Source organism: Brevibacillus reuszeri, from assembly GCF_001187725.1.
Taxonomy (GTDB): Bacteria; Bacillota; Bacilli; order Brevibacillales; family Brevibacillaceae; genus Brevibacillus; species Brevibacillus reuszeri.
Genome location: NZ_LGIQ01000008.1, coordinates 1 through 15,379 on the forward strand (window position 1 = coordinate 1; position 15,379 = coordinate 15,379).

Consider the following 15,379-nt stretch of genomic DNA (forward strand, 5'->3'; position numbering starts at 1 on the left):
TAATCGGTCGAGGACTTATCCACACTCTTAGCAATCATGCAGATCCAGTTTTCAAGGAATGAACGATATAGATGAATGAGAAGCACCGTGCAAAATTAACTGCACGGTGCTTTTTTGTGTTTCTTTTTTTGTCCCTAAGGCTCCTCGTATGATGGAAGCAGCAATGTAGGAGAGGAGGAGAGAAATGTCGATACACCCGCTGAGATTACTCGCATTATTACTGCTGGCAGTATGTGTCGGATTTGGTGCTTATACGATTCTGAAGCCGCACACTGTTACTTATATTCAATTGCGGTCCAGCGTGGAGAAGGATAGCGGACAGCTATTGGAAGCAAAGGATTTGGAACCATTGGTACTGACCATGGGAGGTACTTTTACGAAACCGACTGCCTCCATTCCAGGATTAATCCCGTGGACGGAGGCATCGAACCTGATCGGGTTACCCTTCACACGCCAGATAAAGGGTGGACGTCCACTGCTTGAAAACGATTTGGAGAGAGCAGGTCATATTCAAAGCGAGGCAAAGATGACAGAGCATATGACCGGAATGAGCATTCCTGTCGACAATGTAGCAGGGGTATCTCCTCATTTATCTACTGGAGAACGAGTCCATGTCTATGCATCATTTGAAGATGACTTAGGTGCTCACTCCGGCTTACTGCTGCAAAATATGCCTATTATTGGTGTGCAGAGAGAAATGGAGGGCAACCGGCCGAATCTGATAGCAGTCACTCTCTCCCTTACACGAAATGAGGCCGTTATGCTGACTCACGCGCTTCATTACGGCAAAATCCGCTTGGGATTAGCAGCCGTGCTTGAAGGGCAAATGTCAGGAGTAGGCGACGCCCAGTTTGCGACTGCGTTAATGAGAACAAAGAAAAGGTGGAATAAACGTGAGGAGGACTACGAATGAAAAAACGCTTGCTCATAGTAGATGACGATAAGGATTCTACCAGTGCATTAGTAAGACAGCTAGCCGAAAGTACATGGCTCGAGATTTGTGGAATCGCCACAGGCATCGATGAGGCATGGCAAATGCTGCAGACAACGCTTCCGGACATGGTAATGCTAGGAACAATTAAAGGAGCAGAAAGAGGTGTGGTTTGTCAGCAATTTCGCCTTGCTTATCCTCAACTCTCTTTCATTGCAGCGTGTTCGCCCCAAGAGTTGATGTGGGAACCGTTTTTTCGGAATTTGGGACTCTGGGTGATTGTGAAGCCAGTTCAAACTGGTCAGCTAGAGGCATTGACGATGGTACCTCAAGCAATGTATACAGGAATCCCGCCTCAACAACAGCCTGCTCCACTTGCGGCAACAGCTGTATTATCTCCCACGGTATCACATACGCCACAGGCAGTTACTGAAAACGATCCCGATCCAACTAATGGCGTCAGTACTGGACCGAAGCATCTGATCACTGTATATGGCCCCAAAGGCGGGGTTGGTAAAACTTTTATCTCACGTGAATTAGCTGTTTATTTCACCACCCAAAAACAAGAAGGGCGCCCACTTCGGGTCTTAGCGATTGATTTCAACCTCGATCTCGGTACTTTTGCAACTACGTTAAACCTCCCAAGAACCCCGAATCTTTTCACATGGGTACAGGATATCGATACTCAGCTACATTCGTATGCTCAGCAACAAGGAAGAGATCCATTCACACTGCGAAACGAGGAATGGCAGGAATTCGCATCTAGCATAAGTCTGTCTCCACAGGACATCGAAAAGTATATCGTGACACATACCGAAACCGGTCTGCATGTTCTGACATCACCACGTGATATACGGCACAGCTTTGAAATTCGGGACTATCATCTCTATCTCATCCTAGAAACGTTAAAGCAAAGCATGTATGACGTTATCCTAATCGACACTGCACCGGATACAACAGATGCAACGATTCAGGCTCTTTTTTTTGCTGAACAGGTTGTAATGGTCGGAAACCCTGTAGTGGATTCAATCGAGAATATTCAGCGGCTACTTAAGCTACTCCGAGAGGCAGAATATCCGGAAGAACGCATACAAGTGTGCATGAACAGGCTTCAACGCAAAGAAATGTTTACCTTGGAGGAAATCAGAGCGTATTTTCAATTGCATCCAAGCAAAAAAATATATTCTGTCCCTGATGATGCTGAAGTTAAAAAATCGATTAATACCGGAGTGCCAGTCATGCTGCATCCAGGAAGAATTGCTGCAAAGGATGCGATTGAAACTTTGGGAAAGGCATTGTTGCCTGTAGATTCAGAAAGGGTTGGCTCTGCTCCAAAAGAAAAAACGAAGGAACGCCCATCTCTTTTCAGATGGCTATGGGGGTAAAGGAGGGAACAGGATGTTCGACAAGAAACAACTGCTTGGTCTTTCAAAGGAAACGCGCGGTAAACAGGATTTGCGGTCCATCGGTCGAGAAACGGATCGGCTTCCGAATACATTGCACGAAAGAATGCAGACATCGGCCCACTTGCAGCATGCAGGAGAGAAATGGATTGGTCAAGAATCCGAGACCTTGATCCGAACGCAAATTGTAGAAAAGTACGGAAAGCGTTTATGGGAAGAAAAGCATTCTCCTATTTTTATAAACGAACTAACGCACGACATTAAAATGCTGCTTGAAGCAAAAACGACGCTCTCTTCCCTACATCTCGAGGCGGAGGCAAAGAGATTGCTGCACTCTTTAACAGGGTGGGGACCATTAGACGCATTGTTAGAGGACACAGACGTGAACGAAATCCTCTTTCATCGGTTCAATTATTTAGTTGTGGAACGAAAAAGCACGGGAAGGTTGGAGACACCCGATATGGAAGTCTTTCGTGACGAGGAAGAAATGCTGCGTTTACTGGAGCAGATAGCTGCTACGATGGGACGCGAATTTAACGAAACGAAAGCAGAGCTGCACACACAGCTTCCTGATGGATCGCGGGTTGCCGCTACACATCGTTCTATTTCACCGGATGGCCATATGCTTACAATCAGAAAACATCGCGACTTGCTAAGTGAAGCAGATTATTTGCGTTATGGTTCTATCTGCGAGCCCATGCTCCTATTTTTAAAACGGGCAGTAGGCTTATCACGGGCATCTGGGATTGTAAGTGGCGGTACTGGATCAGGCAAGACACACATGCTTAATCTTATATCTCAGTATGTTCCTACCTACTTGAGTATAATCACGATTGAGGATGTGCTGGAAATGAAGCTTCAGCATCCCTTTGTTCGCAGATTTTTAGCAAAGCCAGCGAATTACGAAGGGAAGGGTGGCTTTTCTATCAAGGATTGTGTACGGCTCTCCCTGCGTAAACGTCCAGATGTGATCATGGTCGGGGAAACCCGTGGTGGCGAAATAGTGGATATGCTCTGGGCGATGAACACGGATCATCCTGGCAGCTGGAGCACCGCACATGCGAATTCACCTCGTGCTCTGGTAGATTCCACCCTACCCATTTTGTTCGGCAAGGCTGATGAGGTGTACAGCGCAGAGGAACGAAATTTGATGATCGGCTCCGCGCTTGATCTGATTGTGCAGGTAAAGCGTTTTGAAGAGGACGGAAGCCGCAAAGTCGTAGCTATTACAGAGGTTGTCGGTACTGGACAATCACATGAGGAATGGATTAAAAGAGCGTGCAATATCAAGCAGGTCATACCCGACCGCGTGTATCTCCAGGATATATTCGTCTACGAGCCAACCGGTATCCAGGACGGGAGGGTGACAGGTCATTTTAAATGGACAGGCTATCGTCCGGAACGGCTAATCAAGCGATGGGTGGAAAAAGGATTATCACGGGAAGATATCGATCAAGTCTTTTTTACACAGCCAATACCTGTGTAGGAGGAAGAGCATGGAAGATGTAAGCTTGCCCTTAGCCTTTGGTATCGGGATAGGAATTTTGCTGCTGTTTGCACCACAGAAGCTATATGTACAAAACCGATCAGACAAGCATGCCATTGTTGGCTTATTACAACAGGATAGAAAAACTGTATGGAATAGATTGGATGCAAGGCTAGCGAAATCACGTTCAGGGTGGGGGGTCAACCAGTATGTGACCCTCTCCTTTTTGTTTGGTCTGATTTCATTTGGGTTAAGCAGTCAAATCTTAAAATCCTGGTGGCTGGCAGCTCCGGCTTTACTGGCAGGAATTCTATTTGCAGAAAGATTAGTCAGCGTATGGGGGGCTCGGAAAAAAGACCAATTTGAAGACGGGAATGTGAAGGCGATTCGTCTCATGGCGAGCGCATTGCGTACCTCTCCTTCCTATTTACACGCATTTGAACAAGTTGCGAAAAGCCCTTTTTTGGCAAAAAGCATAACTGATGAATACCGGCGAATTGTTGAGCTACTGCGAGCACAAATACCGCTTGAGCATGTCATGAATGAGTTTTATGAACGAACGGGTAGTGCTGATGTAAAGTATTTGGCAACCATTATTCAAATTCAAAGGGAAATGGGAGGAGACATGGCCAAGACCCTTGATTTGGCAGCCTCGTCCATTCTTAGGCGCAGACAGTCACTACGAAGACAAAAGGCAGCTATGGCACAAATCGTTGCCCAGGTGAATTTGTTAAGTACCATGCCATTCGTCTTTGTAATTGCGTTGTACTCCAATAATCCGCATCATTTTGACTCCCTCAATGCTACCGCGGGAGGAAGATTGATGATCTTGGGGTGTTTAGCTTGCATCTTGCTAGGGGGAGAGGCAATCCGTTACGTTGCACATAAAAGCATGCACAAAGGAGGGTGAGTCAATGCTGCTCATTTGCATCGTAATAGCACTGGCGCTTTTTATGTATGGTTTGCCAGCTTGCCTAGACAGGGCGGGTCAAGTTGATGATACCCTCTTTGGCAGGATTGAACAGGAACAAAAAGCACGCTTGGACCAATCCTTTCACCAAAGAAAAACGCGCTGGCAGTTGGTCCGATTGTTAGAGAACAACAATCAGTTGCTGGATCGATTATGCAAGTTGACGGGTATAGATCGGCAAAAGACAACTGAGATTTTGTCGAGATTGGGCTGGAGGGTCCGTTTGGCAGAAATCATCCTTTTGAAGGTGCTGTCCATGGTGTTTATCGTTTCTGCTCTCCTTAATCTTGTAGTGAATACGTCGTTTGAACAATCGCTGAGGATGGTAAACGGTCTTCCTTTGATCGGAAGCTTATTGTTATATATGTTTCCAACCTGGTTGCTGGATTGGGGAGATAAACGCGCAAAAGACCAGATTCGCGAGCAGGTTCCGGTCTTTTTTAGTATCGTCCAATCATTGGTAGAAGCAGGAATGCCCATCCAAGCGGCAGTGAAAGAAACAGCGAAACGTTTTGATGCACGACTTGGCAAGGAACTTGCGCGTCTTGAAATTGAGCAAAAGCAGTATGGCACATGGCGAAAAGCATTAGAGGAGCTGGCATATCGTTGGGAAGTAGACGCACTAACTACCATTGCATTGGAAATGAATGAGGCGATCAGCAAGGGAGTCAGCATTGCCCAGATGCTATCCGTTCAAGTAGAGGAACAGATGAGACAACAGGAGGATGAAGCATCTGCACATATGAATCGCTTAAATATTCGTTTACTCCCCTTTGTCATTTTGCTGATGGGGGTTCCTTTGCTATTCCTTGTTATGGGGCCGGCATTGATTGGAATCGGAGATCGCTTATAAGAGGTTGTTCAAAAAGTTGTCTTTTGATCACGAAGGAGTCCTGAAAGCTAATTTGGCATTGAAAATGGCGTTCACCTTCGAAGTCCGGTGCTCATGCAGTTTGCCTACACTCCGCTCCTCCTTCGTACGGTTCTCGCCATTTTCTCGGTGCTGAAAAGCCAACTTTTTGAATACGCACTATAAATATTTTTGCGAGGGTCACTGTCTTTTGGCAAAGTCATAGATAGAAACCATAAAGGAGTGAATGGTATGTCTATGATCTCAAATTATCTCAAGCGCTTTTGGCGGGAAGAAGATGGTGTCACGATCGTGGAAATGGTTATTATCGTTGCGGTAATCCTGATCTTGATTATTCCGACACTATCCTCTTTGGGTGAAGCGGAAGACGCTAAATTAAAGGAACTGCAAGAAAAGATCGGCAAATGATGAGCGTAGTAGTCTTTACAGTTTTGGCAGTAGCCGCATGGTTTGACTTGCGCCGTCGCAAGGTTCCAAATGCCATTACATTTCCTGTTCTGGCAGCAGGACTATTTTTTCAATGGTATAGCGGATCTATGACAGTCGCGTTAGCTGGTGTAGCTGGAGCCTTTCTTCTTACATTGGGTCCAGTTGTACTGAAAGGCATGGGAATGGGAGATCAAAAGCTGTTGATGGCTGTAGGAGCATGGAGTAGCTGGAATGAAGTGTACCCTTTATTCTTTAACTCGATTTGGCTATGCCTGCTGTTTCTCTTGCTCTATCCGCGATCATGGACGCGTTTACGGGATAATTTGCGCGTGATATCGATAGGATGGTCTGCCCATAGGCAGCTTTGGTTACCTGGATTGGATCGAACAGCCCTATCTTTTCCGTATGCAGTCTTCTTGCTTGGTGCTTTTTTGTTCCAGCATTTTTCGAGCTATGTGTGGACGAGTTAAATGAAAAAAAACATTCGGCGGTTCTTACAGGCTGTCATTCACGACGAGCGGGGTAGCCAAATTCTAGAGTTTATTTTGGTTTTCCCTCTGGTTTGGCTGTTGATCATGTTTTCTTTTGATCAATTTAGCATTTTATACAATAAGCAAAAAGCGATGGCGGCTGCTTATGAGGCTGGTAGAATTGCTGCGGTACAGCCAAATTTCGGACTAGCGACTTACCATGCAGCAGAACGTGGAGAGGTTGAGCTGAGCCAAGGAATAGGGGTAACAAATGGTGAGGTTCGACTGCAGTTAGAAGGAAGAGGATGGAAAAAGGGCAACCATTTGAGAGCAGATGCTACCGTTTCGTTTCGACTGCTTGCGACAGGGAAGCCGTACGAGATAACGGAGAGTTACTACATGATGATAGAAAATGCGGAGGCTAAAAAATGATCCGATTTCATCCTCACTTCAAACAGCGATTGAGAGAAGAGCGGGGAGCTGTATTGATTTCTACGATCTTTTTCCTTTTTTGCTTGGGTGGGTTACTATCTCTTTTGTTATTTTTAGAGCAAAGCGATCTGCTGGAAATGAAAACACAGCATACAGCTGATATCGTCTCCAAGGGTGCTCGTGCTGCTGGAAAATGGGAGTATGTCGATTCAGAAGGGAAAAGACAGCTTCGTCTGTTTGCAACTACAGAGGAAGCTATACAAAATGATGCAGATATCATTAGAGGTGCACGTGAAGAGGCAGCGATACTTTGGCAGCTGAACAGGTCAGCGCTAGCAAGTGAAGCCAAGGTTGCTCATGCCATCCATCAAAAGGGAGAAAAGGCGTATCTGTACCGTCAAGGAATTTATCATGTGCGAATAGAGACAGAGAAAAGCATTCCGATCTGGTGGGGAGAGCTTGATGCAAAGGTAGGACGAGTTTCGCAGTCTGGAGTTTATGAATAAAGTCACATGAAGTCAAATGACGCACTGTTATTTTTGTCCTAAACCATTGTGGTAATTTTGTATTATATTCCAAAAATGGTTATGGGAGTGAGGGAGCAGTGCCGTCAAAAATAGTAGAACGGTACAAACGCATTCTCAGCGGAGAGCAGAAACGATTTTCCCCGTACGAGTTTGAAGATGCGCAGTACCGCAAGCAAAAAGTGCAACTAGTGGTTCGCTATGCGATTGAAAACGTAAAAAGATGGACACCTGAGCAAGCGCGGCGGGAATTGAGCGTTCACGATATCAAACAGCTGAAGCTGCATTTAGTAAGGGAGTATATAGAGCCGCCAATTGAGGCGAAGTCAGATGATGTCTATTATATTGTCGAATTTGCTTACCCGTATTTACCACGTCTTCCTGAGGAACAGCGTGTGCTTTGGGTTTATCAGGAGGTCTTGGCAGGTATTCGCCGTCATTTCCCTCCATTGTATTTCCAAAGCATCAAGGGAGAGGAACGAGCCAAGATATGTGTCGATTACATGTGCCAACACTTGATGAAACTTAGTGATCTGTACGAGTTACCCAAAATATTTGGGAAAACAGAACGTGCGTACAGCCTTTTGAAAAAGTATAGGTTGAAAATTCTCGTCGACACCTTGTATTTTTCTCCATTCGACATGGTGACGGAGATCTATCCGGAATTAAGCAATCCTGCCTTCTGGGAAGACAGTTGAAAAATATTTGCAACACCCCACTGTCTTTTTTTACGGTAGTAATAGTTTCATTGGCTTATAAGCACATGAAACGGCCGTACTCTACAAGGTGAGAGAAGGAGGCGTTGCGTATGGCAACAGTGGAGGCTCACCAGCAGTGCTCTGTATATATGGAGCAGCTTCTTGGGCGGACGGTCCGCTATCAGAAGCACAAGCCCGGCAGTAATCTTTCAGTGGAAAGATTACCTGAAGGGACGTTTCAAATCGAGTCTGTACATCGGTTTGGAAACAGGGTAGTACTCAATGACGGGATTATTGTAATGGAGAATGCTCCAACCGTCATGGAGCGCGGAGGAAGGATTGCACTTCTATTCGCAACGGGAGAAGAGCTCTATTTCGTAGCAGAGTAATTCTCACGATCACCTTACATGGATGCATGTAAGGTGATCATTATAACGAAAATAAAAATCAATAAATAAAAACAAAAAAGATTTGACGAGTGGCGAAAGATGTAGCAAAATGTCTATTAAAATAATTAAATGTAAAAATATGGGAGAGATGAGAAGTGTTGGCGAATAGTGCAATAGAATTAGTCAACCGCTGCTATGAAGAGACAAACAGACTGGTTTCGCTACAAGAGTTGAAGGAATCGTTTATCGAGTTTGTTTTTGGAGACTATCAGGAAGAATATATGACTCAACATGATTTAGAAGATTTCTACGAACACCTAGATCAGCTCCATCTCACCAATTGTCGAAAAGACTTTGATAAAGCGGTAGAAGAGTGGTATATCGTCCAATACGGCTGCGAGTCTAGTGATGCACACTATCACGACATCTTATTTACTCTTGTAAAGGAAGCAGTTGTATTGTATCAATCACAAAATCGTCTTTCCCTCATCCGTGACGTCACAAAGCTTTTGACAGTTCCAAGTGGATTTATCGCTCGATGGAAAAAAGGTATCCTGGGACAGCGTTCCCTGCCAGCATATTTTAAGTATCTGATGAAGCTGGGGGTTCGGGCTCAGGAGGATATTGAATCATTGGTGGATATGTGGCTTTTAGAATATCCCAATGCTTTTGATAAAAAGCAGCAGCAATTGTTCGCCAATCCGCCAAGACGAGGCAGACCAAATAATGTAGAGCTTGCATTACTAATCGAGCTTGCGATGAAAGAAAAGCCAGAAATGACTTCTCAAGAACGTGAGCGCTTGCGGAAAATATACTATTACCACCGAAAATCACTCACCGTTCGAGAGATGGTTGAAAAGTTCAGAAGTTATCTTGCAAGTAAAAATAAGACAACAGATTTTCAAGTAGGCTAGTTATGTACCAAAAAATGAATCAATTTGTCTCCCGATTTCGTGACCTTGAACAGAAGGAGTTCACTCTGACTGGTGAGGAAGAACGACGTTGGAAGATGCTTAAGGAAAAACTGGCAGTGCCTCAATTAGCTGAACCCTCAGAGACCATCTCTCGCAAATGCATTGCCGTAACAAGTCTCTATGCTCAATCTGGCGCCAGTTTTATATCTGGAAATATCGCGTATGCATGGGCCGGAAAGGGAGTACCTGTTACTCTGTGTGAACGTCCGAATGCGATTTCCTACTTTTACTTTGCGCTTGATTATGAGCGCAGGGCCAAGCAACGAGAGAATACTTCCACATCACAGCTCCTCATGCAAAATAATTATCTTCGCATCCAGATGGAATCCCCTTTGAATCTTCAACAGAAACCTTCCAGCACAGACATAGCCAGTTGGCTTCTCCGAGTAAGCAAGGATAGCCCGATCGTTATTATTGATATATCTTCTGGTTGGACAGAAGACGAGACGAATCAAATGTTTGAAATGGCTGATGAAATATGGGTTGTCTTTGATGCAGATCTCGCTCGTCTTACGCGATTGTTTCTAACAGAGGCAGCACCAATCTGGTGGACGACTCAAAAGAGCAAAATCAGGTTTATTGCGAATAAATGGAATAATCAGCTCGCAAAGTCCAGCGTTATGAAAAAAGTAGAGGGAACTCTTTCTCTTTGGAACAGTGAGTTTACCCTCTCCAAGGTAGAATGTATGCTTCCGCTGATAGATGGTGAGAGAACAGCAACCGCCCATTCAAAGGGAAACTTGTTATTAGAGAGCTTTCCGGAAGAAGAAAGTGAGTTCCAATCATTGATTCCTGCTTATAAAGGAAGGATGTTATGAAGAAGCAAACCTTGTTTTTAATCTGCTTGATATCTTTTCTGTTGGCAGGTTCATCCTTCTACGCAGCTACACAGTATATAGATGTGATGGCAGCCGAACGATTATTTGCCCCAGTTGTAAAAGTCGCTCCAGGTAAAGAAATCTCTCCGTTTGAACCGATTACGCAAGATGATGTTGTACTCGTGCAGGAGGGAATAGATGAAATACTGCCTGATTCCGCTCGTGATCTAGAGAGTGTTTTAGGAAAGCGTAGTACGCAGAGCATGTATGAAGGAGAGCAATTGCTTACAAAAAAATTAACTGACTCTCAGTTGTTACCAGAAAAGGGACAGGCAAGATACGAATTTCCGTTATTGGCCATACAACCTATGACTGAATTGCGAAAAGGGGATCATGTAAAAATATGGGTGAAGTACAAGGCGATTCATGAACTACAAGACTATCCGGAACCTCTGCAATTCAAAAAAACAAATGACACAGCAGAGTTCTTGTTTGAAAGTCAGTTGGCAAGTGTCAGGGATAGTAATGGGATAGAAATTTATACTTTGAAGCCAAGCCTACTCCCCTCTCCTGACCACATGGATGCAGTGTTTAATGGCTCTCGCCAAAAGCCGCTATTAAATAGCGAAAAACGGTATAGAGACTACAGAGTGCAGCCAACTGCTCTACCGGCATTTATCGGTTTTAATCTAACCGATCAACAGTATGTGATTCTCAATGAGGCAATGACATATGGAGTTGTACAGGTCGGTCATATCATGGTTTCAAAGGAGCAAGCTTCATGAAAATTTTGGTGTGCTATCCTATGAAGTCGTTAGTGAAAACATATATGCCCCCTTCTTCCGAGGCTTTGGTAGCAGAGTCTCCCGAGGATTTTCAGAGACTGGTTCATATCTATCAGCCTGATTCTGCCGTTGTTTTTTCTGAGATGTTTACAACACCAGCCTGGGTATGGCTCCCAGCCGTGAGATCGTCATTATCGAAGCAAGTACCGCTTATTATTGTTCCGTTGTACAGAGATGAATCGATTATTAAACAGGTAATAGAAGAGCTAATGTTAGAGGGAATCTATTTGCTTTCAGCGCAGCTGTCACAGGAAGAAATTCGGAGTAGGATTGGAACCATTCTTGGGTTTATAGGAGAGTCATCTGGCTATACGGAGGGTGAACGCGAGGGACTTGTTTACTCCCTTATGAGTTATGGAGCTGCTGGAATCACTACTTTCTGTATCAACTATCCAATCCTGTTAGCAAAACAATACCCTGACAAGTCCATCGTCGTACTTGATATGAACAGGATGAAACCGGATTTGACGAGATTTTTTAAGCTGCATCATAATCAGCTGGCTCTCTTTCGACCCGATTTTTTGGATATTCATACTGCAGCAAATCGAAAGTGGAGAAGCGTATGCAAACAAAGCAAGCACAGGCCAAATCTATACTATGCACACGCAGCAAGCTTGTGGAAGAGCTGGGAAATTACGAATTTGATCGCGGCCTTCCGAAAACAGTTTGATTACGTATATATCGACTGGGGCTATTGTTTCCCTGAGACGGAAGCCATGCAACGATTACTGTATACGGCTGATCGTAATCTATTGTTTGTTCGGGCAGATCCATTCAGTATAGAAAGCTCTAGAGAGTGGATTCGATCCTGGAGGGAAAAGGGCGTCCAGTGTGAGGTGTTGCTAAGTCATCTGGATCAAGGCCAGCCATACCGAATTGGTGAGGACATTGCTATATATGGGGTTGTACCGCGTATTTCCGAGAGTAGACTGATGGAATCCCAACGCAGCAACAGTATTTTGGTTGAGGAGTTTTTTCCACCCAAAGTGTACATCAGTAGCTTGAAAGAAATTGCAAAAGCTGAGTACGGAGTAAGGAAAGCGGTGTCGAGTTGATGAAAATAATGGAGCCTCAATGGACGGCATCACGCTTGCAGAGCGTTGAGGATATGAAACAGGCAGCCAGAGATTATCTCAATCATTTTGGGAAAACCAAAGATGAAAAAATCGAGATGCAACGGATTCTATCGATGGCAGAGCAAGGTGACCGTGACAGCCATAATCATATTATTCTTCGGCTGCAGCATTATTTTGAAGAAGTCATAAAACGTCCAATTACTGAAGAAATTTTACCGCATGTCAACGGATATGAAGGTCTAACATTTGCAACATATGGTTGGGGAATATTGGATGCTGTGCTTCATCTTTCTCCATGGGTAGAAGAAGTGCGAATCTCTGCAAATAAAAACGTGGCTTATTTGGAACAAGGGGTAAAAAAGTTTCTTCCGTATGTCCCTACCTGGAAAGAAGTCGAGACCCTCCAACAAAAGCTTACGAATGCGGCAGGTCTTTCCTTTAATGAGAAGAAACCGCGCTTGAGCGGCTACCTGGAAGCTTTAAAGGCGAGGTTAACGATGTTTACGTTTCCGTATTCCAGAGTGCCCACCATTCTCGTAAGACGCTTTACGACTCCGTCTTTTTCATTGGATAACCTGAGGACGCAGAAGCAGTCTACATTTGATCAGAGAGTTCAATGGTTATTGGAACAACAAGTCTACGGGAGAGGAAATGTACTGGTCATAGGACCGATGGCAGCAGGCAAGACAACACTCATGCTATGCATGTTAAAGCTCAAGGATCCACTTGCCGAGTACGTTACTATTTTTGAAAGTGAGCATGAGATGCGGGTTGGCGATTTCTGGCCAGGAGAAGTCATTGAACTGCAAAATGTTGAGGAAATTGGAATTGAGCTCGCACATTGCTTCAAGGATATGTACCGATCTACAGCTAATACGATTTTGATTGGGGAGATCAGGGAACCTATCGAAGCCTACCATTTTATCAATGCAGGTATAAGAGGAACAGACGCAACAATTGGAGCGATGCACGAGCGTTTTCCACATAAAGCGCTGCAGGACTTGACAGATCTTGTTTATCAGTATGGAGGAAGAAGTATTGAATTGACTCAGGAGAGAATCAGCAGAGCGGTCAATTTTGTTAACTCACTTACTTATCGCAATAATGGTCATCGCTTCATTGATGCTATTCATGTTACAGAATGGAATGAAACGTTTAATCGTGTGGACTCCGTACCGTTAGTTAGTCGCAATATGCAGACAGGGGAATACGAATGGACGGGTCAAAAGATCAGTCCAGAGTTGATTGAATATATGTGTTATATCGGGAAGGCAGAAATTGATGTTTTGAGAGAGCTAAGACTCACGGATATAGGTAGACAAATATGATGTACCTGCTACTCGTTCCTATGTTTTTATGTCTCTTTGTCGCCTTTTTGTTCCTTGGAGTGCATTTGAACAGACGTTGGTCAACTCCACGCGTTTTCTTTCCACAAACCGTGACTGTCTGGAGAGAAAAATTTTTGCAGGACCCAACTAGACGTCTGATATACGAAACATATGATCGTTGGTGCCATATTGCGGGAGGTACGCCAGAGGCTCATCTGCTGCTATCTCTAATAGGCGCAGTGGCTGGCTTTATATCTGGTGTACTAGTAGGAAACCTTATTGTTTCAATGTCTCTGTTCCTTTTATTTTTGCTGTTGCCGACCCTTCTACTTTACGCACGTTTCACCGTTCGTATTAATAAGAAAATTAACTCGTTTTGCAGGTTTGTAGAATTGTTTTCCCGGTATTATAACAGTCGCAAAAATATTATCCTGACCTTTCGTGACATGATCGATGAATGTCCAAAAGAATTGCTTCCCGAACTATTGCTCTTGAATAACAGTCTCGCGGATGGTGGTAATCCAGTAACAGCTATTGAACAATTTGCTGAGCGCCTGGATCACCCGTGGGCTTTTGATTTTGCCACATATATTGCAAGTGGCTTAGAGGGAGAGACAGAGGACATTCAGTCCCCACTCAACAGACTTACGAATGAAATGTTTGTCCAGCAGGATGAAAAAGAAGAGAGAGATAGTGAGATTTATTCGATATGGATTAGTCTGTTAGTCGTCATAGCTATTTGTGTTTGCCTGATTCCCTACAATCAAAGTCTTCTAAAAGATTCTTATCGTCTTTATTTTTATACGCCTGATGGACAGGCCATATTGGCTCTAGCAGTAACGGTATGGTGCTTTTCTATTTTGCTGGCCTTTATTTGGGGACGGAGGTATCGCTAATGCCACTGACAGTGATGTACATGTATTTGGGATTGGGAACACTCTTCGTCTTTATCGCCTCATTCGTGGTAGGCAAATATATAGCCAGCTCATCAAAACCAAAACTTTTCGTATCAGGTGTTTGGTGGAGGAAATGGGAGAGATCCTTAAACATGGATGAGGACGAACATTGGGATCAATTGCTCTCCAGGGCGGGGCGGCCGTTTGGGTGGGGGAAGGCGGAGTGGGTTTTTCTTCAACTCCTCTGTGGCAGTGGGGTATGCATTCTGATTCTACTTTGGGTCATGGCTAGTCGTGTGGAGTCGTTCCCTCTTCTTTCCATGTGTTTGGCTTCTGCCGGTAGTTTTATGTTGCCCTACATAGGATTGAAAATGTGGGCGGGGCATCGTGAGGATCTATTAAGTAACGACATTGCCCGATTTATCAACCGCTACGTCACACTGTTGGAAAATCAGGTTCCCATTTACAGTGCCATGGTGAAAGCAGCAAGGCCTACACGAAAACTTAAGGAATATGTCCCTACGTTATCAGAGTGGAATAAAGACCCTAATGAAGCGCTGGAGAGCTTCAAACGCAAAATAGGAATAGACGACGGAGTTATTCTTGTTTCCAGTATGAGAACGATTGAGCAGCTTAGCGAGGGACAAGTCAGTGTAACCATGCAGCGGATGGAGTGGGCAGTTGATCACCGTAGAATGTTCCGTCACCGAAAGAAAATCAAATCATTAGGGATTGGCTACAGTGTGATTGTTTACCCAGCCTTTTATATGGGGCTCTTGGTTGCTATGTTCCCGTGGTACAAGCTGCTTACGGAAATTCTCGACAAATATCTAATCTGA

The 15,379-nt window shown here is 44.4% G+C and carries 18 protein-coding genes; all 18 read left to right on the forward strand.

Annotated features, from left to right (window positions below; translation table 11 throughout):
- Positions 1-184 precede the first annotated feature (184 nt).
- The 18 genes from ADS79_RS14215 (at position 185) to ADS79_RS14300 (ending at position 15,379) form a co-directional block, all read left to right on the forward strand.
- Positions 185-913 (forward strand): RcpC/CpaB family pilus assembly protein, encoded by a 729-nt coding sequence (locus ADS79_RS14215; protein WP_049739097.1) that lies wholly within the window; start codon positions 185-187, stop codon positions 911-913.
- Complete coding sequence (locus tag ADS79_RS14220; RefSeq protein WP_049739098.1) at positions 910-2,316, forward strand: CpaE/TadZ family protein; 1,407 nt, start codon at positions 910-912, stop codon at positions 2,314-2,316. The genes ADS79_RS14215 and ADS79_RS14220 overlap by 4 nt, the downstream gene beginning before the upstream one ends.
- A gap of 13 nt (positions 2,317-2,329) precedes the next feature.
- The gene (locus ADS79_RS14225) at positions 2,330-3,820 is read left to right on the forward strand and encodes a TadA family conjugal transfer-associated ATPase (RefSeq protein WP_049739099.1); all 1,491 of its coding nucleotides are present in this window, start codon (positions 2,330-2,332) and stop codon (positions 3,818-3,820) included.
- Positions 3,821-3,830: 10 nt separating this feature from the next.
- Positions 3,831-4,730, forward strand: coding sequence for a type II secretion system F family protein (locus ADS79_RS14230; protein ID WP_049739100.1), 900 nt, complete (start codon positions 3,831-3,833; stop codon positions 4,728-4,730).
- A 4-nt stretch (positions 4,731-4,734) separates the two neighbouring features.
- Positions 4,735-5,643, forward strand: a complete 909-nt coding sequence (locus ADS79_RS14235; protein WP_049739101.1) for a type II secretion system F family protein — start codon at positions 4,735-4,737, stop codon at positions 5,641-5,643.
- A gap of 249 nt (positions 5,644-5,892) precedes the next feature.
- Positions 5,893-6,069 carry a Flp family type IVb pilin gene (locus tag ADS79_RS14240; RefSeq protein ID WP_049739102.1) on the forward strand — a complete coding sequence of 59 codons (177 nt, stop codon included), beginning with the start codon at positions 5,893-5,895 and terminating at the stop codon, positions 6,067-6,069.
- Positions 6,066-6,560 carry an A24 family peptidase gene (locus tag ADS79_RS14245; protein ID WP_049739103.1) on the forward strand — a complete coding sequence of 165 codons (495 nt, stop codon included), beginning with the start codon at positions 6,066-6,068 and terminating at the stop codon, positions 6,558-6,560. The genes ADS79_RS14240 and ADS79_RS14245 overlap by 4 nt, the downstream gene beginning before the upstream one ends.
- Entirely contained in the window at positions 6,561-6,992 is a 432-nt protein-coding gene (locus tag ADS79_RS14250) for a TadE/TadG family type IV pilus assembly protein (protein WP_049739104.1), read from the forward strand.
- Positions 6,989-7,498 (forward strand): hypothetical protein, encoded by a 510-nt coding sequence (locus tag ADS79_RS14255; RefSeq protein WP_049739105.1) that lies wholly within the window; start codon positions 6,989-6,991, stop codon positions 7,496-7,498. Before ADS79_RS14250 ends, ADS79_RS14255 begins: the two co-directional genes overlap by 4 nt.
- Positions 7,499-7,596: 98 nt before the next feature.
- Entirely contained in the window at positions 7,597-8,214 is a 618-nt protein-coding gene (locus ADS79_RS14260; RefSeq protein ID WP_049739106.1) for a DUF4046 domain-containing protein, read from the forward strand.
- A gap of 110 nt (positions 8,215-8,324) precedes the next feature.
- A complete protein-coding gene (locus tag ADS79_RS14265; protein ID WP_049739107.1) occupies positions 8,325-8,603 on the forward strand; it encodes a hypothetical protein in 279 nt (92 codons plus the stop codon).
- Positions 8,604-8,758: 155 nt separating this feature from the next.
- On the forward strand, positions 8,759-9,517 hold the full coding sequence (locus tag ADS79_RS14270) for a hypothetical protein (protein ID WP_049739108.1): 759 nt from the start codon (positions 8,759-8,761) through the stop codon (positions 9,515-9,517).
- A 2-nt stretch (positions 9,518-9,519) separates the two neighbouring features.
- On the forward strand, positions 9,520-10,395 hold the full coding sequence (locus ADS79_RS14275; RefSeq protein ID WP_049739109.1) for a hypothetical protein: 876 nt from the start codon (positions 9,520-9,522) through the stop codon (positions 10,393-10,395).
- Positions 10,392-11,180: an SAF domain-containing protein gene (locus ADS79_RS14280; protein WP_049739110.1), complete on the forward strand. Its 789-nt coding sequence runs from the start codon at positions 10,392-10,394 to the stop codon at positions 11,178-11,180. Before ADS79_RS14275 ends, ADS79_RS14280 begins: the two co-directional genes overlap by 4 nt.
- Positions 11,177-12,295, forward strand: a complete 1,119-nt coding sequence (locus ADS79_RS14285; RefSeq protein WP_049739111.1) for a hypothetical protein — start codon at positions 11,177-11,179, stop codon at positions 12,293-12,295. Before ADS79_RS14280 ends, ADS79_RS14285 begins: the two co-directional genes overlap by 4 nt.
- Entirely contained in the window at positions 12,295-13,644 is a 1,350-nt protein-coding gene (locus tag ADS79_RS14290) for an ATPase, T2SS/T4P/T4SS family (RefSeq protein ID WP_049739112.1), read from the forward strand. The genes ADS79_RS14285 and ADS79_RS14290 overlap by 1 nt, the downstream gene beginning before the upstream one ends.
- Complete coding sequence (locus ADS79_RS14295; protein ID WP_049739113.1) at positions 13,641-14,540, forward strand: hypothetical protein; 900 nt, start codon at positions 13,641-13,643, stop codon at positions 14,538-14,540. The genes ADS79_RS14290 and ADS79_RS14295 overlap by 4 nt, the downstream gene beginning before the upstream one ends.
- Positions 14,540-15,379: a hypothetical protein gene (locus tag ADS79_RS14300; RefSeq protein ID WP_049739114.1), complete on the forward strand. Its 840-nt coding sequence runs from the start codon at positions 14,540-14,542 to the stop codon at positions 15,377-15,379. Before ADS79_RS14295 ends, ADS79_RS14300 begins: the two co-directional genes overlap by 1 nt.